Origin of the sequence: Alteribacillus iranensis, assembly GCF_900113025.1 — a bacterium.
GTDB lineage: Bacteria > Bacillota > Bacilli > Bacillales > Marinococcaceae > Alteribacillus_A > Alteribacillus_A iranensis.
Genome location: NZ_FONT01000001.1, coordinates 129,743 through 148,710 on the forward strand (window position 1 = coordinate 129,743; position 18,968 = coordinate 148,710).

Consider the following 18,968-nt stretch of genomic DNA (forward strand, 5'->3'; position numbering starts at 1 on the left):
AATGGCAACGGTTGCCTTTCATACATTAGGTTGTAAAGTAAATCATTATGAAACAGAGGCGATCTGGCAGCTTTTTAAAAAAGAGGGTTATGAAAAGACTGACTTTGAAAAGCAAGCAGACGTTTATGTCATAAATACATGTACCGTCACAAATACCGGCGATAAAAAGAGTAGACAAGTCATCCGCAGAGCGATACGAAAAAATCCGGAGGCTGTCATTTGTGTAACAGGCTGCTATGCCCAAACCTCTCCTGGAGAAATTATGGATATTCCAGGAGTAGATATTGTCGTAGGTACACAAGATCGCGAAAAAATGCTTGGGTATATTGAGCAATATAGAGAAGAGCGGGAACCAATTAACGGGGTCGGCAACATTATGAAAACGAGGGTTTATGAGGAACTGGATGTTCCGGCTTTTACTGATCGGACAAGAGCTTCGTTGAAAATCCAGGAAGGCTGCAATAACTTTTGTACGTTTTGTATCATCCCTTGGGCTCGAGGTCTGCTTCGTTCTAGAAAACCAGAAGATGTGTTAGCTCAAGCAAAACAGCTTACGGAAGCAGGATATAAAGAAATTGTTTTGACAGGGATCCATACGGGCGGGTACGGTGAAGATATGAAAGATTACACATTCGCTGATTTGCTAAGAGAGCTCGAAAAGGTAGAAGGTTTGAAGCGTATCCGTATCTCATCGATTGAAGCAAGCCAAATTACTGATGAAGTGATTGAAGTAATTGACCAATCTAAAAAGATTGTTAATCACCTTCATATTCCGCTGCAATCTGGTTCAGACACCGTTCTTAAGAGAATGAGAAGAAAATATACGACAGAGTTTTTTGCACAGCGGCTTCAAAAGCTGAAGCAAGCTCTGCCAGGTTTGGCCGTAACATCGGACGTGATAGTCGGTTTTCCAGGTGAATCAGAGGAAGAGTTTTTGGAGACGTACAAGTTTGTTGCAGAAAATAAATTCTCTGAACTGCACGTTTTTCCTTACTCTAAAAGGACGGGTACCCCTGCTTCAAAAATGAAAGAGCAAGTAGATGACGAGGTAAAGCATAATCGAGTGCGTCGTCTTATCGAGCTTTCTAATCAACTGGCTAAGGAATATGCTTCTCATTACCACGAAAAAGTACTGGATGTTATTCCTGAAGAGAGGGATAAAGAAACTGGCAAACTGACCGGGTATACTTCTAACTATATGCGAGTGCAGTTTGAGGGTTCAGATGACCTCATTGGTAAGATTGTGAAAGTAAAAGTAAGCGTGCCGGGTTACCCGTACAATGAAGGAGAATTCGTAAGAATTGCGGATGAACATGAAGATGTCATAATGGCGTAAAAGTATTGGAGGGAGAAGAATGGATGCAGCAATGGCCCGGATTATTGACCATACTTTATTAAAACCTGACGCCTCTTATGATCAAATAGAACAGCTTTCCCGAGAAGCAATAGAATGTCAATTTGCTTCCGTCTGTGTTCATCCCGCTATGGTTCAGACGGCATATGACATAGTAAAAGGTACAAATGTTAAAGTATGTTCTGTGATCGGTTTCCCACTAGGCGCTACACTTCCGGAAGTGAAAGCTTTTGAAACAAAGAACGTTATTGCAAATGGAGCAACTGAAGTAGATATGGTAATAAATATTGGTGCTTTAAAAAGTAGAGAATATGAAACAGTAAAGGCAGATATAGATGCTGTAGTGGAAGCAGCTAAAAATAAAGCACTTGTAAAAGTGATTGTAGAAACAGCCTTATTGAACAGAGAAGAATTAGTAAAAGCTTGTGAAATTGCCAAGGAAGCAGACGCTCATTTCGTAAAAACATCCACCGGCTTTGCTGGAGCTGGAGCACAAACAGAGGATATTTCTATCATGAAAAAAGTTGTTGGAGATAAACTGAAAGTGAAGGCTAGTGGTGGAATTCGGGATTATGACACTGCGAAAGCTATGGTTGAAGCCGGTGCTGATCGAATCGGCACAAGCTCCGGTACCGTCATTTGTGGTGCCAAGCTTGACTAAAAAACGAAATGAATGATTGCATTTCCTGACCATTTGCTTTATAATTTTGAACAAAAGCTAATATGTTCTCATGCATTTTAGTTTTACTGGTTGTTCGGAGGGAGGGAATCATTATGGCTGAGACCCGTGTTCGTAAAAACGAAAACATTGACACTGCTCTTCGCCGTTTCAAGCGTTCGCTTTCTAAAGAAGGGACGCTCGCGGAAGTTCGTAAACGTAAGCATTATGAAAAGCCGAGTGTGAAACGTAAGAAGAAATCAGAAGCGGCTAGAAAACGTAAGTTCTAAGCGAGGGTAATAAGCGGAGTAACGTATAGATTCCCTCCATAATTATTTAAAAAGCATCTCCATGATTGGAGGTGCTTTTTTAAAGCAACAAGGAGTAATCTCGAGAAAGAGGGAATGAAGATGTTCCAAACTCGACTGCTAGCATCTACTCTAGCATGTGTTTTTGCTCTGTTATTTTTTCTGAATAATGCAATTAACGTATCAGCTGATACTACCGCTCCTCCTGGAGATGTGGTTTACATCGTCCCTGTTGAGCAAACCGTTGAAAGAGGTTTAGAGGCATTTCTTGAACGTTCTGTTCAAGATGCAGAGGACGAGGGAGCCGATCATATTATATTTGAAATTGATACTCCCGGTGGCGCCGTGGATGCTGCTGGAAATATTGCATCTATCTTTAGGAACACCGATATTCATACTACTGCTTTTGTGACAAATCAAGCGATGTCTGCTGGCGCTTTTCTTGCCTTAAATGCAGATGAAATTGCGATGGCACCCGGTACGGAAATGGGAGCTGCACAAGTTATCGATGGGAGTGGAAATGCAGCTGGCGATAAAGCACAATCTGCTTGGGTTGCTAACATGAAAGGTGCTGCTGAGTTAAATGATAGAGATCCCATTTACGCTATTGCTATGGCTGATCCTACCGTGGATCTGGCGGAATATAGGGCTGGAGAAGGAGAACTTTTATCGTTGACGGCTTCAGAAGCATATGAAGTAGGGTATGCAGAATACGTAGTTGAGAATCGAGAAGAGTTGTTATCCGTTTTAGGGTTTGAGGATGCACACATACAAGAAGCGGATATCTCCATTGCAGAACATATTGCACGAATCGTTACCCACCCGGTCGTTATTCCTATATTACTTAGTCTGGGTAGTCTCGGCCTTATTTTAGAGCTCTACTCTCCAGGTTTTGGTATACCCGGAATAATGGGAGCTTCTGCGTTGTTTCTATTTTTCTTCGGTCATACCATTGCTGGTTTTGCTGGAATAGAATCGATCATTATGTTTATTGCCGGATTGGTTCTTATTCTTATTGAAATTTTTGTGCCAGGGTTTGGTGTTTTTGGTATTCTCGGCATAGGAGCCATTATTGCAAGTATGTTCTTTGCTTCTTTTTCAGCTGTTCATATGATTATATCCATTTTGATAGCAGCGCTTCTTTCCATTGTTGCTATCGCAATGTTATTTAAGACATTCGGAAAAAAAGGCCCAATGAAAAAACTTGTTCTCCAAGACTCTTTTTCGTCAGACGAAGGATATGTGTCTCATACTTCCCGAGATGAACTTATCGGGAAAGTGGGAAGCAGTTTGACACCATTGCGACCATCGGGATCCATCTTAGTAGAAGAAGAGCGATTGGATGCCGTTTCAGAAGGGGGTTACATAGAAGAGAACCAAAAAGTGAAAATTATTGAGGTACAAGGTGCTCGTATTATTGTAAGAAAGTCAGAATGACATTAACTTAAAGGAGGAAAAAGAAGCATGCCTGTAGATTTAACGTTAATTATTATATTAGCATTAGTTGTGATCGCATTAGCTGTGCTTTTTACATTTGTCCCGGTCATGCTGTGGATCTCCGCTTTAGCAGCAGGGGTAAAAGTCGGTATTTTTCAACTGGTTGGAATGAGATTAAGACGAGTGATTCCGGCGAGAGTAGTAAACCCTCTCATTAAGGCAGAGAAAGCAGGTCTTGATGTAGAACTGAACAAGTTGGAAGGTCATTATTTGGCTGGTGGTAATGTTGACCGTGTGGTAAATGCTTTAATTGCTGCTCAGCGCGCAAATATCGAATTAACTTTTGAACGTTGTGCTGCTATCGACCTTGCTGGCCGAAATGTACTAGAAGCTGTACAAATGAGCGTCAACCCTAAAGTCATTGAAACACCTTTTATTGCCGGTGTGGCAATGGATGGTATTGAAGTGAAAGCAAAAGCGAGAATAACGGTACGAGCCAACATTGATCGTCTTGTTGGTGGTGCGGGAGAAGATACGGTTATTGCCCGTGTCGGCGAAGGAATTGTATCTACAATCGGTTCTTCTCATGATCATAAACAGGTATTGGAGAATCCAGACAGCATTTCTCAAACGGTATTGAAAAAAGGTCTGGATGCAGGTACCGCTTTCGAAATTCTGTCCATTGATATCGCGGATATTGACATTGGGAAAAACATCGGCGCCGGTCTTCAAACGGACCAGGCAGAAGCCGATAAGAAGATTGCTCAGGCGAAAGCAGAAGAGCGCCGTGCGATGGCTGTTGCACATGAACAAGAAATGAAGGCCCGGGTAGAGGAAATGCGTGCAAAAGTAGTGGAAGCGGAAGCTGAAGTTCCACTTGCTATGTCGGATGCCCTTAAGTCAGGAAATCTCGGTGTAATGGATTACATGAATATCCAGAATGTCATGGCGGATACAGATATGAGAAAATCTATTGGAGAGGATACGGCTCAATCTGATGATGAGGATCATGATGACTCAGGTTATACCCGCCGTACGTAAGAGGAAAGGGTGAATTCCTGTGGAGGCAATATTTGAGTTTATCTTGTCAAATATATTTATCATTGTTCTCTTAATTGGGGGATTACTTTCTGCTCTCAATAGAACGAAACAGTCCCAATCAGAGAAGACAGGAGATGAAAATCCGCAAAGACCTCGTAAGATTGATTGGGAGACCATCTTTGAAAACAAAAGTGAGGAAAGTGAAGAGAATCAACATCCGACAAGTCGTGTGCCATCTGCCAATAGAGAAGAAGAATCAACGGCTCCAAAGAGAAGCGCTGAGATCAACAGGTATGAAGAACAGCGTGAGGAGCTGAGAGCTCAGAAACAAAAAGCACAAGAGCAAGTAGAGAAGTTAGGAGCAACCTCTTTGTTAGACGAGGAAATTGGTTCCGGAGAAGCGATGCTTCCTTCGAGAAGACAGCACAAGGAAACTAGTTCACGATTCTCCTCTATCTCTAAAAAACAAGTAAGGGATGGTTTCATCTGGTCTGAAGTGTTAGGACCGCCTAAATCGAAGCAAATGTCTCGAAATAAGTATACAACACCGCAAGCTGTATATCGGAAGAAAAGCTGAGTAGCTCCTACTCAGCTTTTTTTGTGGTACTAGGAAGGACTGATGGGGCTGTGATCTCAAGGTACGTCATTTTTTTGTCAGTTCTGTAAAATTTGCTGGGGTTATTAAACATTTTGCTCTACGGGTTGACTGACTCTACAGGCTCGCTTGCCGCGGGCAACGCTTCAACTTCCTCGGCAGCGCACCGCTGCCTGCGGGATTTTCAGCTGTTGCTTTTCCCGCAGGCGTCTCACCTGTTCGCCATCAACCTTATTTAAGAAATGGTACATTTGTTTTAGGACCTTTTTGTCTAGCGTTATTCGAAAAAGAGTGACAAAGGAAAGAAAAAATTTCGTAGAGAACTAAAAGTGATACCTGTTCAAATTTCCTCATAGATTTAAAAAGAGAGGAGGAGCAGGTATGTTCGATCGCTTCAAAAAATCAGCTAAATATTGGATTACCGGGAAAATGAATATACCGGAGGATGTCCTCCTGGAGGTACCGCGTCTAACCATGATTGGACAGCTTCATCTTCATGTAGAAAATCATCGAGGTATCCTGCATTTTTCTAAGGACCAAGTTCGGTTAAAGCTGTCAAATGGAGAGCTTATCGTAGAAGGTAAGCAATTTGTCATTAAAAATATATTACCTGATGAACTATTGTTGGAAGGAAGAATAGATGAGATACGTTATGTAAACAGCGAAAGTAGAGGAGGGGCTCATGAATAAAAAAAGAGGACCTTCTGATGTGATGATCAGAATAACAGGGAATGCAATAGAAACTTGCCTAAATGAATGTTTAAAAGACGGCGTGATGTTAAAAAATATCATAAGGCAAGACCCCTTTACTGCTACCTTGTATATTGCGTCAACGGATACCTCTCAAGTAAGAGAGTTAGCAAATGATTATGAGTGTCATATAGAGGTAATTCGTGATTCATTATTTGAACGCTATATACGTATGTTGAAAAAGAGAGCCGGCTTTTTTGTAGGAGCAGCCTTGTTTTGTTGTTTACTCATCGTCCTCTCGCAAATGGTGTGGAAAGTGGAAGTGCAAGGAGCAAATCCAGAAATTGAACGAACGATCACGGAGAATTTAGAGAAACTTGGATTAAAGCCAGGTGCCTTTCAAATTACACTGCCTCCACCAGAAATGATTCAAAAAGAAATTCTTGACCATACTAACGGAGTAACATGGGTTGGTGTGGACAAAAAAGGGACAGCCTATTACTTGAATGTCGCAGAACAAACGCTTCCTGAAAAAGAATCGCAGCCACCCCCTCGTCACATTACGGCTAAGAAAAAAGCTGTCATACATTCAGTGTATGCAGAAAAAGGCCAAGCTGTCGTAAAAAGAAATGACCTTGTTCATGAAGGAGATATGTTAATATCAGGTTTTATAGGGAAAGGAAAGTATGCGAAAGCAGTTCCCGCAACCGGTGAAATTTTAGGAGAGACATGGTACAAAGTAGTGGTAGAGGTACCAATGAAACGAAAGGTGACGACACTAACAGGAGCGTATGAAAAGCAGCATGTCTTATATATTTTTGGACTGAAACTGCCTGTATGGGGATTTACCGCTGCAGATGCGTTTCAAAACTTTCACGTAGAAGAAGATCTTAGACAAATCAGCTGGAGGGATTATCAATTACCACTGGCGTGGCTGACAAAAACGTATGAGAAAGTGAATGAAGTTCCTATTGATTTATCAGTAGAAGAGGGATTAGAAGAAGCTAAAGAAGTAGCTCGTTTTAAAATGAACTCCCACTTATCAGGAGAAGCATATATTGATGAAGAAAAAATTTTGCACAGCGAGTCTCGTGATGGTAAAGTAAAATTAGAAATGCATTACCAAGTTATAGAAGATATTACATCGGAAGCACCGATCATCCAAGGAGAAATGAAAGAATGACCGATAAACAAGTCATCTCTATTGATGCAAAAGATACTGGTGAAATTCAGGCTCTATTCGGGCCAAACGATAAGCATCTTCATCGTATAGAAGAAAAGTTAAATGTTTCGATTGTAACCCGCGGAGGTTCACTTATTATTTCAGGCTCCGACACTGCTGCCACGATCATTGAAAATGTGTTAGACACACTTATTCGTCTCCTTCGCAATGGTATGAAAATATCCGAACGAGATATTGTCTATGCCATTCAGCTGGCAGAAGAGGGTAAGCTCGATCAATTGGAAGATTTGTATCAGGAAAAAATCGCAGTAAACACAAAAGGAAAGCCTGTTGTAGTCAAAACGCTTGGACAAAAACATTACATTGATGCTATCCGAAAAAAAGACTTAATTTTTGGGATAGGGCCGGCCGGTACCGGGAAAACGTATCTTTCCGTGGTGATGGCTGTGAATGCATTGAAAGATGGACAGGTGAAGCGAATTGTTTTAACACGGCCAGCGGTAGAAGCAGGGGAAAGTTTAGGTTTTCTTCCAGGGGATCTGAAGGAAAAGGTGGATCCTTATTTGCGGCCATTATACGATGCATTGCATGACATTTTTGGAGTGGAGCATACGGCACGCTTAATGGAAAGAGGAACCATTGAGGTAGCGCCTCTCGCTTATATGCGCGGACGTACACTGGACGATGCATTCGTTATTCTAGATGAAGCGCAGAATACAACAAAAGAACAAATAAAAATGTTTCTTACAAGATTAGGCTTCGGCTCTAAAATGGTGGTGAACGGAGACTTAACCCAAATCGACCTGCCGAAAGGCCAACAATCAGGACTAAGAACAGCGGTTCAAATACTGAAGAATATAAAGAGTATAGGTTTTGTTTATTTAGAGTCTTCAGATGTAGTTCGCCATACCCTTGTTCAGCAAATTCTTGATGCGTATGAAGAGGGAGAAGTAAACCGCGTACCCGGACAACACAGGCAGCAGAAATAGCAGATGGTTGTCTGATCATCATGATGCTAAGTATTTCTGGGAGGTTAGCGATGAGTGTCACTATTGATATAATCGACGAAACGAACAGTTTAACAAAAGAAGATAACGAGTGGATCACTCAGTTGTTGCAACTTGCCTGTACAACAGAGGACGTGCGCGAAGATTCTGAGCTATCCCTCACCATTACGGATAACAAAAGAATTCAAATAATAAATAAGGAATATCGAGGGAAAGACGCCGCTACGGATGTGATTTCTTTTGCTTTGAATGAAGGGGAAGAAGAGTTTCAAATGGCGGAGATGGAGGCTGTACCAAATTTACTAGGCGATATCATTATTAGTATAGACAAGGCGAAGGAACAGGCAGAAACCTATGGACACAGTCTGGAGAGAGAACTGGGGTTTCTTGCCGTACATGGATTGCTCCATCTTTTAGGGTATGACCACGATACCAGTGAGTCAGAACGGAGCATGTTCGGACGCCAGGAAATGATTTTAACGGAATATGGGCTTACAAGATAGAGGGGAAAAGGGCCGACGCCGCTTCTTTCGGTCATTTCTATTTGCTTCCCGCGGCTTATTTCATGTCTTCCGTTACGAGCAAAATATGCGTCTTCATTTTCTGGCCGCCTTATGTACGATTGGGATGGGGTTTATTTTTGGTATTCCGCTAGTACATTGGCTTGTTTTAATTCTTGTCATCGGGGGAATGTTAGCTTTTGAAACAATCAACACCGCGATTGAACGAGCAATAGATTACATTTCAGAGGAATATCACCCATTAGCAGGTCTCGTCAAAGATATCGCAGCAGGAGCTGTGTTTATTTTTAGTATTACAGCCTTCATTATTGGCGTTCTTATATTTTATCATCCAGTTTCAGAGCTATTCATGAAATAAGAGATGAAAAGGAGAGTTTATGAGCAAAATAAATGAATTAGTGAATGCAGCATTAAAAGCACGGGAGAATGCATATGTCCCCTATTCCACATTTCCGGTAGGAGCAGCTGTTCGAGTGGGAAGTGACCGTGTATACATGGGAAGTAACATTGAAAACGCTTCTTATGGGTTGACGAATTGTGCGGAACGGACGGCGATTTTTAAAGCGGTCAGTGAGGGGGATAAAGAAATAACAGAAATAGCAGTTGTTGCTGATACAGAAGGCCCGACTGCTCCGTGCGGTGCGTGCCGCCAAGTTATTTCAGAGTTTATGCCCCCTGAAGGAAGAATAGTCCTTAGTAACACGAAAGGGGATATTCTTGAAACAACCGTTTCTGAACTATTACCAGGAGCTTTCAAACCGGAGGATCTAGAGACATGAGCACACCATTTAAATCAGGATTTGCGGCACTAGTAGGCAGGCCGAACGCCGGAAAATCAACTTTAATGAATGAAGTAATCGGTGAAAAAATAGCAATTATGAGTGATAAGCCCCAAACCACAAGAAATAAAATACAAGGGGTTTATACGACAGATGATGCACAGATCGTTTTTATTGACACACCAGGGATCCACAAGCCAAAGCATAAGCTTGGTGACTTTATGGTTCGCACAGCAGTCCAGTCCCTGAAAGAAGTGGATTTGATTTTATTTTTGGTAGACGTTAGTGAAAGTTATGGACCGGGAGAAGAATATATTTTATCTAAACTAAGTGAAACATCCACCCCTGTGTTTCTTGTTATGAACAAAATTGACAAGATTCACCCCGACAAGCTTTTAGAGAAAATAGATAAATACAGGGAGCATTTTGATTTTGCTGAAATTATTCCTGTCTCTGCTTTAAAAGGTAATAACGTTCAAACACTACTGCAGCAAATTAAACAGTATTTAGAAGAAGGTCCGCAATTTTACCCAGCTGATCAAATTACGGATCACCCGGAACGATTTATTGTCAGTGAATTAATTCGCGAAAAAGTTCTTCATTTGACAAAAGATGAAATTCCACACTCCATCGCTGTGTCCATTGAGGAAATGAAGGAACGATCAGGAGGAGCGGTATATGTTTCTGCAGTGATCATCGTGGAGCGATCGTCACAAAAAGGGATTATTATTGGAAAACAAGGCCGGATGCTTAAAGATATTGGCCAGCGTGCCCGTATAGATATTGAAGCATTGCTCGGTTCGAAAGTGTTTTTGGATTTATTTGTTAAAGTCCAAAAAGATTGGAGAAATAATCAATTTCAACTGGATGAGCATGGCTATAATAGAAGTGAGTACTGATAAAGCAGGCATTCATACAGGCAAAATTTACAGGACATGCTCTGTGGGGTCCTGAGCCATCCTAAGATTAAGCAGTCTATAACTTAGATTGTCTAAGAAAGGATGGCTGACTATGTTTCAACAACCAGATGCATATTGGGATTACTTTTTTCTTACTGGGAATATTGATGCCTATTTAATTTCAAAACAATTAGAACAACATCACCAGTCAGAAAACGATCAAGATATCTCTTTAGAAGAGGATAATTGGTAAATCTGGTGATGAGTTAAGGACAGAATAGACATGTTAGTTAAAGCAGAGGGTATTGTATTAAAAATCATACCTTATGGAGAGACCAATGTGATACTAAGACTGTATACACGGGAAGCAGGAAAGGTCTCCGTAATGGCGAGAGGGGCAAGAAAGCCAAAAAGCAGATTTGCAGCTGCTTCACAACCATTCGTTCATGGGATATATTTATTTTATAAAAGCCGGGGAATGAGCACGTTAAATCAAGGAGATACGATCGACGCTTTCCGGCACATTCGTAGTGACATCATGAAGACAGCATATGCTTCATATATTGCAGAACTTTTAGATCGAGTCACAGAAGAAAGAGAAAAAAACCCATTTTTATTTGAGTTATTTTTACAGATACTTCAGCGTATGAATGAAGATTCGGACCCTGAAGTATTAACGAGAATCTTTGAAGTAAAAATGCTTGCTCAAGCTGGTATTAAGCCACAGCTGGATCAATGTACCAGCTGTGGACGTCAAGAAGGGACCTTTAGTTTTTCGGTGCGCGAGGGAGGATTTTTGTGTGAAAACTGTAAAGAAATTGACCCTTATCGTTTAACCATTCATCCGAAAAGCGTACAATTGCTCCGAACATTTTTCTACTTAGATATCAAACGCTTGGGCAGCATATCGTTAACCAGCCGAACAAAACAAGAATTAAAGCAAGTGCTGGAATCCTATTATGAGGAATATGGAGGATTTTCTTTGAAATCAAAGCGGTTTCTCGATCAAATGGAGAAATGGGATATTTGATAAAACATACAAAGTTCCGATCCCTCACAACTTGACACGTTATCTGTAATTCAGTATTATTTCTATACATGAAGAGTAATGAATACGTTGATGGAAAGTAGTAGTTGTTCCTCTGTTTTAATAGCGAGTGCAGGATGGTGAAAGCTGCATAAAACATGGCAATGAAGGCGTTCCGGAGTATAACGGTTAATAAAAGAGGCCCGGATGACGGGCAAATAGGGTGGAACCGCGGGTTGATCAGCCCGTCCCTATACCATAGATAGTGGTATAGGGACGGGTTTTTTGGTGTGTGGAGGAGATAACCTATGGCATCCTACTCTATATACAGGAGGTAAATAAAATGAACGTGCAAAACATGATTCTCACTCTCCAAAATTTCTGGGCGAAACAAAATTGCTTAATCATGCAAGCTTATGACGTAGAAAAAGGAGCAGGCACCATGAACCCTATGACTTTTCTACGATCCATTGGCCCTGAGCCTTGGAATGTTGCTTATGTAGAGCCTTCTCGAAGACCTGCCGATGGAAGGTATGGAGAAAATCCAAATCGTCTATATCAGCATCATCAATTTCAAGTCATTATGAAACCATCACCTGCTAATATTCAAGAGCTATACTTGGACAGCTTAAGGGAACTGGGTATTGATCCAAAGAAGCATGACATACGCTTTGTAGAAGATAATTGGGAAGCTCCAACGTTAAGTGCTTGGGGGCTAGGTTGGGAAGTTTGGCTTGATGGAATGGAAATTACACAGTTTACTTATTTTCAGCAAGTAGGAGGTATTGATGCAAATCCAGTGGCTGTGGAAATTACATATGGGATAGAACGTCTAGCTTCCTATATTCAAGATAAAGAAAATGTTTTTGATCTCGTCTGGGTGGATGGATTCACTTATGGCGATGTGTTTAAACAGCCTGAGTATGAGCACTCTAAATATGCTTTCGAAGTCGCAGATCAAGCTATGCTTTTCAATGAGTTCGCTACTTACGAAAAAGAGGCCGATCGTGCAATTGCGCAAAATCTTGTTTTTCCGGCCTATGATTACGTTTTGAAATGCTCTCACATTTTTAATTTACTTGATGCGGGCGGCGCCATTTCTGTAACAGAAAGAACTGGTTATATCGCGCGTGTACGTAATTTAGCTAGAAAATGTGCAAAGACATACTATGAAAAACGAGAAGAACTTGGTTTCTCAATGCTTGGGGAAGAGGAGCGTGAGCATAATGGGCAGCAGTAATTTCTTATTAGAAATTGGTTTAGAAGAGATGCCGGCAAGATTTGTTACAGACGCCATGGAGCAGTTGAAATATAAAATTACTGATTGGTTAGATGAAAATCGTATCGCCTACGAATCAGCAGAGGCATTTTCAACGCCAAGACGATTGGCAGTACGGATTAATGGCATAGCCCAAAAACAAGAAGATGTGGTAGAAGAGTCGAGAGGCCCGTCCAAGCAAATAGCGGTAGATGAGAATGGAGAGTGGACGAAAGCCGCTCGTGGGTTTGCGAAGGGACAAGGAATCGATCTGGAAGAACTGTTCTTTCAAGAAAAAAACGGGACCGACTACGTATTCGCTAAAAAAGAAGTATTAGGTAAAGAGACCATTGATTTACTTCCACAGGTAGAGACCATTATTACGGAGATGAATTTTCCGAAAAACATGCGCTGGGGCACCTTCTCATTAAGATACGTCCGTCCTATCCACTGGATGATTGCACTATTAGATAATGAAGTCATCCCATTAGAGATTGCTGGAGTGACAAGCGGGCGTCATACGAGAGGACATCGGTTTCTAGGGGAAACGATTGAAATCTTCAGTCCGGATTCGTATGAAGAGAAACTTCGTGAAGAGTATGTGATCGCAGAACCAAAACAAAGAAAAGAAGAAATCCGAAGACAACTGAAGGAGCTCGCCAGTGAACAAGGGTGGTCCATCCCAATTAATGAAGATCTTCTGGAAGAAGTAAATAACTTAGTTGAATATCCAACGGTTCTATATGGGGACTTTAGCGACGAGTTTTTGCGGTTGCCTGATGAAGTATTGGTGACATCCATGAGAGAACACCAACGCTATTTTCCAGTAGAAGACCGTAATGGAAAATTACTTCCACATTTTGTGACAATAAGAAATGGGAATAAAGATTACTTAGATAATGTAAGAAAAGGAAACGAAAAGGTATTACGTGCACGATTATCTGATGCCCAATTCTTCTTCGAGGAAGACCAGAAAGTTCAACCTGAAAAAGCGGCTGAAAAACTCGATTCTATTGTATTCCAGGAAGAATTAGGTACGATTGGTGATAAAGTTTGTCGAATCCAAACGTTGTCACAACGTCTAGCCGAGCAATTGGACTTTGCGACGGAAAAAGTCGCAAGTGTGAACAGAGCGGCCAAGCTTTCTAAATTTGACCTCGTCACGTTAATGGTTGATGAGTTTACAGAATTACAAGGGTTAATGGGAGAGAAATATGCCTTAATTTCAGGGGAAGAAGAAGAGGTAGCCACTGCTATTAAGGAGCATTACCAGCCTAAATCTGCGTCAGATGCGATTCCAGCTACAGACGTGGGAGCAGTTCTTTCCATTTCTGATAAACTGGACACTATTATAGCTTGTTTTGGTATTGGACTAATACCAACTGGATCCCAAGACCCGTATGGGTTGCGAAGACAAGCAGCAGGGATTGTACAAATTCTGTTAGAGAAAGGCTACCCACTACCTCTAGAGGAGCTCATCGATGAAACACTGCATGTATTAAAGGAAAAACATGTATTAAAAGAAGAACCAGCTACTGTTAAAAATGAAGTGATTTCTTTCTTTAGAGCACGTTTGAAACATCTTCTCTCTGATCATTCTGTTCGTTATGATATTGTAGATGCCGTGCTCGAAGGTTTTTCAGGACAAGTGGAAGTATTGGTCAATAAAGCAACGTTCTTACAAGAAAAGTTACAAGATCAAGAATTTAAAAATACAGTGGAAGCATTGAGCAGGGTGACAAATATAGCGAAGGATACGACCGTTCCAGACGTGAAGGTAGAAGAAGATTTATTTAGCGAACAACCTGAGAAAGAATTGTTTCGAGCTTATCATCAAATGAGAAAAGAGCTTTCGGAGTCGCTTGACAAGGGAGAAGTAGCACTGGCTTGGGAGTCACTTCAACAGTTAGTCCCGTACATCCATGATTATTTTGAACATGTAATGGTGATGGCTGAGGATGAGCAGGTGAAACAAAACCGCCTCCATCAAATGATATTGTTATCGAGAGAAATACGACGTTTTGCTAACTTCCAACATATTGTTTTTCCATCTTAAATCACCGATCGTTGTTCATCCAATCATAAGCAATACAGGCACTGTCACTAATTGATAGCCAATGAGCGTACGCTAAGGTATAATTAGGGAAGAATAAACGGACGACGTTAATAGCCTGTGAAGCCAGGGACGCCGTTAGAATGGACTTCGTTGTAAGAAGATAGTCTTAAGGCGGTGATGACAATCGAACTTACGGGGAGACAGGAGCAAATATTAAATATTGTTAAAGACAGCGGACCGATTACCGGAGAGAAAATCGCTGAAAAGTTATCATTAACGAGAGCTACCTTACGGCCTGATCTCTCCATTTTAACAATGGCCGGATTTCTAGATGCACGCCCCCGCGTCGGATATTTTTACACAGGAAAGTCAGGATCACAACTTCTGACAGAGAAGTTAAAAAAGATAACGGTGCAGGAATATCAATCGATTCCAGTAGTCGTTCATGAAGAAAGTTCCGTGTATGACGCGATATCAAGCATGTTTTTAGAAGATGTTGGGACGTTATTTGTGGTGAATAAAAAATCTGCTTTAGTAGGCGTTTTATCTAGAAAAGATTTGTTGAGAGCTAGTATTGGTAAACAAGATCTGGAGTCTCTGCCGGTTAGTATTATTATGACGCGGATGCCGAATATTACAGTTTGTGAAAAAGATGATTTAATTATGGAAGTCGCGAACAAATTAATTGAAAAGCAGATAGATGCTCTACCGGTAGTGAAGAAAAGAAAGTCAGGAGATTACGAGGTTATTGGAAGAGTGACGAAAACGAATATAACCAAATTACTTGTCGATCTTTCACATGACCAGCTTATCTGATTGTTCGTAACGCAATCAGATATTAGAGAGGAGAGGAATGGCGAAAATGGATCATCAACACCCCATTATTTATGTCGTATCTGATTCGGTAGGGGAAACAGCTGAATTGGTTGCAAAAGCAGCGGCAAGCCAATTTGGAGACCAGGGAGTGGAAATTCGCCGTATCCCATATGTGGAAGATGAGGCGACGATTGATGAGGTCATAGAATTGGCGAAAGAAGCAAATGCTTTTATCGCATTCACACTTGTTATCCCTGAAAAAAATGATTATTTGTTAAAAAAAGCACAAGAAGCCGGTGTGGAAACGGTCAATATTATCGGTCCAATGTTAGATAAGTTGGTAAGCATAACGGGAAGGAAGCCGAAGTATGAGCCCGGTCTTGTTTATCGTCTCGATGAGGATTATTTCAGAAAAGTAGAGGCGATTGAATTTGCTGTGAAGTATGATGATGGTAGAGACCCACGTGGAATCATGAGAGCAGATATCGTTCTTATCGGGGTTTCGAGAACTTCCAAAACACCGTTATCTCAGTACTTAGCGCACAAACGTTTAAAAGTGGCAAATGTGCCACTCGTTCCAGAAGTAGAACCCCCTGAAGAGCTTTTTAAAATCCCGCCTGAAAAATGTATCGGATTAAAGATTAGCCCGGAGAAATTAAATGAAATCCGAACAGAACGGTTAAAAGCACTTGGGCTTAAAGCGGGAGCGAATTATGCAAAGTTAGATCGCATCAAAGACGAACTGGAATATTCTGAGAAAGTAATGCAAAATATTGGGTGTACTGTCATTGACGTATCGAATAAAGCCGTCGAAGAAACAGCAAACCTAATCTCAAATATGTTTCGGCACCAGCACTGAGAAGCTGCTCTAATAGGAGCAGCCTTTTTTCTGAGTGACCTATTCAAGTAAAGGAAATAGTTGAGAAGGATTTTGAGTTATTCTGTCGAATAATGAAGGAGACGATAAGTTATCTTACTATATACTGACGCAGATGCTTGTCCGGTGAAAACAGAAATAGACAGTATTGCTAAGAAATATGGAATATTGTCTTACTTTATAAGTACCACTTCTCACGTGAGTGGGAATGAGTATTATTCCAAGGTGGTCACCCTTGACGCTGATCCAGAAGCAGTCGATCTATATATTATTAACCATATGGAGAAAAACGACGTCATTATTACACAAGATAATGGCTTGGCTGCTGTCGTGTTAGAAAAAGGCGGGCATGTCGTGAGTCCCCGAGGTAACGTATACAACAGAGCAGATATACAGCAGCTCTTATTAGGGAGGTTTACCGGTTTAGAAATAAAGCGCAAAAAAATAAAACCAAGAAATACCAAGCCATTTCGAAGGCAGGATAGAGAAAACTTTTCACATGCATTAGAAAAACTATTATCAGAGAATGAGCAATGGCGCAGATGATGAAGGTGATTGAACATGGCAGAATATATTCCAAAAGAAACCATTGCTGAAATTCGTGATGCGGCAGACATCGTAGAAGTGATAGGGGAGTACATTCAATTAAAAAAACAAGGAAAGCACTACATGGGTTTATGTCCTTTTCATGGAGAAAAAACGCCTTCTTTTTCCGTTTCTGAAGATAAACAGCTTTATCATTGTTTTGGTTGCGGAGCCGGAGGAAATGTTATTACGTTCGTCATGGAAGTGGAGCAGCTTTCTTTTATGGAAACTCTCAAAATGCTAGCTGATAAAAAAGGTATCGCCGTACCGGATAATGTTTTACCAGCTAGAGAAACGGCAACCGATAAAACAACGTCTGCCAAAATCGAAGCTCATGATTTGGCGGCAAGATTTTACCACCATTTATTGATCAGTACGGAACAAGGGAAAGAGGCATATGAATATATACGTCAGCGCGGCTTAGATGACGACATTATCAGTCGTTTTCAAATAGGGTTCTCACCCGGACAAAGTGATATGTTGAGCAGCCTTCTTGAAAAAAGGGGATTCGACTTAGGAGATATGGAAGAAGCGGGACTCATAGGCAGACAAGAGTCTACATGGGACGTATATGACCGCTTCAGAAATAGGGTAATGTTCCCAATACGAGATTTACGCGGATATACTGTGGGGTTTGGAGGAAGAGTATTAGGGACAGGTGACCCTAAATATTTGAACAGTCCGGAAACCTCTATATTTAATAAAGGTGAAATTTTGTATGGTATGGACATTGCCAAAAAGTCGATTCGAAAACAAAACACAGCTGTGTTATTTGAAGGATACATGGATGTTATCGCTGCATACCGTGCGGGAGTTGATAATGGAGTCGCCTCTCTTGGCACATCTTTAACAAAAAGACAAGCTCAAATATTACGGAGAAATGCGGAACGTATTATAATCTGTTTTGATGGCGATAATGCGGGACAGGAGTCTACGGAAAAATCAGCTGAAATTCTTGAGCAGGAAGGGCTTCATGTACTAATAGCGATGCTTCCTGACAACAATGACCCGGACGACTATATTCGGGAAAATGGCGGGGAACGTTTTCGGAAAGAAATTATCGATACGGCTGTTCCAATCATGTCATTCAAAATGCAAGCACTCAAACGAAATAAAAATTTGCAGGTTGAAGGAGAAAAACTCGAATATATAGAAGAAGTATTAAAAGAAATTACTACCTTGGGTAGAGCGGTAGAACGAGATTTTTATTTAAGACAGCTTGCAGATGAATTTTCACTCTCCTTCGAAGCGTTAAAACAAGAACAGTATCGATTGTATAAAGAGTCCAGGCGGTTCTATCAAGAGAAGAGAAATAATCGCCCATCCAGTCAAAATACAAGGAAATTAACTTCTGTATCGTATATGAATCAGAGATTACTTCCTGCCTTTCAAAACGCTGAGAGAATGTTATTAGCGCACATGATGCAGGATAGGGATGTGTGTCTGGAGGTTCAGGAAAAGCTGGGAGGGGACTTTAACGTTGAGCAACATATTGCGATTGCAGCTTACCTCTACTCCTACTACGCGGAAGGCCATTCAGCCGACCCAGGGGCTTTTATTCCTTATCTTCAGGATAATGATTTAATCAAAACAGCTTCTGAAATTGCAATGCTTGACATTTCTCAACACTTATCGGAAAATGAATTGGTTGATTATATTCGACAGATTAAGAACTACCCAAAATGGGTAGAAATAGAACAAAAAGAGCAAAAAATGAAAGAGGCAGAAAAACGCAGTGACATGACACTGGCAGTTAAATTAGCTTCAGAAATAGTTGACATGAAAAGAGCACTTAAAAAATAGACTCTTTAAGACGGTCAAAATTCAATCAAATGAAATACTTCGGGCGCTAAGAGCCCTTTTCCTTTGTTTATAAA

At 41.0% G+C, this 18,968-nt stretch carries 21 protein-coding genes and 1 other annotated feature; all 21 genes read left to right on the forward strand.

The genetic code is table 11. The annotated features are described in order from the left end of the window. Position 1 precedes the first annotated feature (1 nt). The 21 genes from mtaB to dnaG all read left to right on the forward strand — a co-directional run bounded on the left by mtaB (position 2) and on the right by dnaG (position 18,894). Complete coding sequence (mtaB, locus tag BM095_RS00675; RefSeq protein ID WP_091656120.1) at positions 2 to 1,336, forward strand: tRNA (N(6)-L-threonylcarbamoyladenosine(37)-C(2))-methylthiotransferase MtaB; 1,335 nt, start codon at positions 2 to 4, stop codon at positions 1,334 to 1,336. A gap of 19 nt (positions 1,337 to 1,355) precedes the next feature. Then, the gene (gene deoC, locus BM095_RS00680; protein ID WP_091656121.1) at positions 1,356 to 2,015 is read left to right on the forward strand and encodes a deoxyribose-phosphate aldolase; all 660 of its coding nucleotides are present in this window, start codon (positions 1,356 to 1,358) and stop codon (positions 2,013 to 2,015) included. Between the two features lie 113 nt (positions 2,016 to 2,128). Then, positions 2,129 to 2,302 (forward strand): 30S ribosomal protein S21, encoded by a 174-nt coding sequence (gene rpsU / locus BM095_RS00685; RefSeq protein WP_091656122.1) that lies wholly within the window; start codon positions 2,129 to 2,131, stop codon positions 2,300 to 2,302. Between the two features lie 120 nt (positions 2,303 to 2,422). After that, positions 2,423 to 3,757, forward strand: a complete 1,335-nt coding sequence (locus BM095_RS00690; RefSeq protein ID WP_407639114.1) for an NfeD family protein — start codon at positions 2,423 to 2,425, stop codon at positions 3,755 to 3,757. 27 nt (positions 3,758 to 3,784) lie between these two features. Beyond that, a complete protein-coding gene (floA, locus tag BM095_RS00695; protein ID WP_091656125.1) occupies positions 3,785 to 4,798 on the forward strand; it encodes a flotillin-like protein FloA in 1,014 nt (337 codons plus the stop codon). 19 nt (positions 4,799 to 4,817) lie between these two features. After that, complete coding sequence (locus tag BM095_RS00700; protein ID WP_091656127.1) at positions 4,818 to 5,375, forward strand: hypothetical protein; 558 nt, start codon at positions 4,818 to 4,820, stop codon at positions 5,373 to 5,375. 399 nt (positions 5,376 to 5,774) lie between these two features. Beyond that, positions 5,775 to 6,083: a sporulation protein YqfC gene (yqfC, locus tag BM095_RS00705; RefSeq protein WP_091656128.1), complete on the forward strand. Its 309-nt coding sequence runs from the start codon at positions 5,775 to 5,777 to the stop codon at positions 6,081 to 6,083. Next, a complete protein-coding gene (gene yqfD / locus BM095_RS00710; protein WP_091656130.1) occupies positions 6,076 to 7,266 on the forward strand; it encodes a sporulation protein YqfD in 1,191 nt (396 codons plus the stop codon). Before yqfC ends, yqfD begins: the two co-directional genes overlap by 8 nt. After that, complete coding sequence (locus tag BM095_RS00715) at positions 7,263 to 8,255, forward strand: PhoH family protein (RefSeq protein WP_091656131.1); 993 nt, start codon at positions 7,263 to 7,265, stop codon at positions 8,253 to 8,255. The genes yqfD and BM095_RS00715 overlap by 4 nt, the downstream gene beginning before the upstream one ends. Positions 8,256 to 8,305: 50 nt before the next feature. Next, complete coding sequence (gene ybeY, locus BM095_RS00720; RefSeq protein ID WP_091656133.1) at positions 8,306 to 8,776, forward strand: rRNA maturation RNase YbeY; 471 nt, start codon at positions 8,306 to 8,308, stop codon at positions 8,774 to 8,776. Continuing rightward, a complete protein-coding gene (locus tag BM095_RS00725) occupies positions 8,760 to 9,152 on the forward strand; it encodes a diacylglycerol kinase family protein (RefSeq protein WP_091656134.1) in 393 nt (130 codons plus the stop codon). Before ybeY ends, BM095_RS00725 begins: the two co-directional genes overlap by 17 nt. A 19-nt stretch (positions 9,153 to 9,171) precedes the next feature. Further along, positions 9,172 to 9,573, forward strand: coding sequence for a cytidine deaminase (locus BM095_RS00730; protein WP_091656136.1), 402 nt, complete (start codon positions 9,172 to 9,174; stop codon positions 9,571 to 9,573). After that, on the forward strand, positions 9,570 to 10,472 hold the full coding sequence (gene era / locus BM095_RS00735) for a GTPase Era (protein WP_091656138.1): 903 nt from the start codon (positions 9,570 to 9,572) through the stop codon (positions 10,470 to 10,472). Before BM095_RS00730 ends, era begins: the two co-directional genes overlap by 4 nt. A gap of 112 nt (positions 10,473 to 10,584) precedes the next feature. Then, entirely contained in the window at positions 10,585 to 10,725 is a 141-nt protein-coding gene (locus tag BM095_RS00740; protein WP_091656140.1) for a YqzL family protein, read from the forward strand. Positions 10,726 to 10,755: 30 nt separating this feature from the next. Further along, positions 10,756 to 11,502, forward strand: a complete 747-nt coding sequence (recO, locus tag BM095_RS00745; protein ID WP_091656141.1) for a DNA repair protein RecO — start codon at positions 10,756 to 10,758, stop codon at positions 11,500 to 11,502. A 78-nt stretch (positions 11,503 to 11,580) separates the two neighbouring features. Beyond that, positions 11,581 to 11,755: a binding site (T-box leader), on the forward strand. Between the two features lie 87 nt (positions 11,756 to 11,842). After that, positions 11,843 to 12,739, forward strand: coding sequence for a glycine--tRNA ligase subunit alpha (gene glyQ, locus BM095_RS00750; protein WP_091656142.1), 897 nt, complete (start codon positions 11,843 to 11,845; stop codon positions 12,737 to 12,739). Further along, positions 12,726 to 14,813 carry a glycine--tRNA ligase subunit beta gene (glyS, locus tag BM095_RS00755; protein ID WP_091656143.1) on the forward strand — a complete coding sequence of 696 codons (2,088 nt, stop codon included), beginning with the start codon at positions 12,726 to 12,728 and terminating at the stop codon, positions 14,811 to 14,813. The genes glyQ and glyS overlap by 14 nt, the downstream gene beginning before the upstream one ends. A 177-nt stretch (positions 14,814 to 14,990) precedes the next feature. Further along, on the forward strand, positions 14,991 to 15,629 hold the full coding sequence (locus BM095_RS00760; RefSeq protein ID WP_091656145.1) for a helix-turn-helix transcriptional regulator: 639 nt from the start codon (positions 14,991 to 14,993) through the stop codon (positions 15,627 to 15,629). Positions 15,630 to 15,675: 46 nt separating this feature from the next. Continuing rightward, positions 15,676 to 16,488: a pyruvate, water dikinase regulatory protein gene (locus BM095_RS00765; protein WP_407639129.1), complete on the forward strand. Its 813-nt coding sequence runs from the start codon at positions 15,676 to 15,678 to the stop codon at positions 16,486 to 16,488. 144 nt (positions 16,489 to 16,632) lie between these two features. Continuing rightward, on the forward strand, positions 16,633 to 17,052 hold the full coding sequence (locus BM095_RS00770; protein WP_177194637.1) for a DUF188 domain-containing protein: 420 nt from the start codon (positions 16,633 to 16,635) through the stop codon (positions 17,050 to 17,052). Between the two features lie 15 nt (positions 17,053 to 17,067). Then, on the forward strand, positions 17,068 to 18,894 hold the full coding sequence (dnaG, locus tag BM095_RS00775; RefSeq protein ID WP_091656150.1) for a DNA primase: 1,827 nt from the start codon (positions 17,068 to 17,070) through the stop codon (positions 18,892 to 18,894). Positions 18,895 to 18,968: the final 74 nt, after the last annotated feature.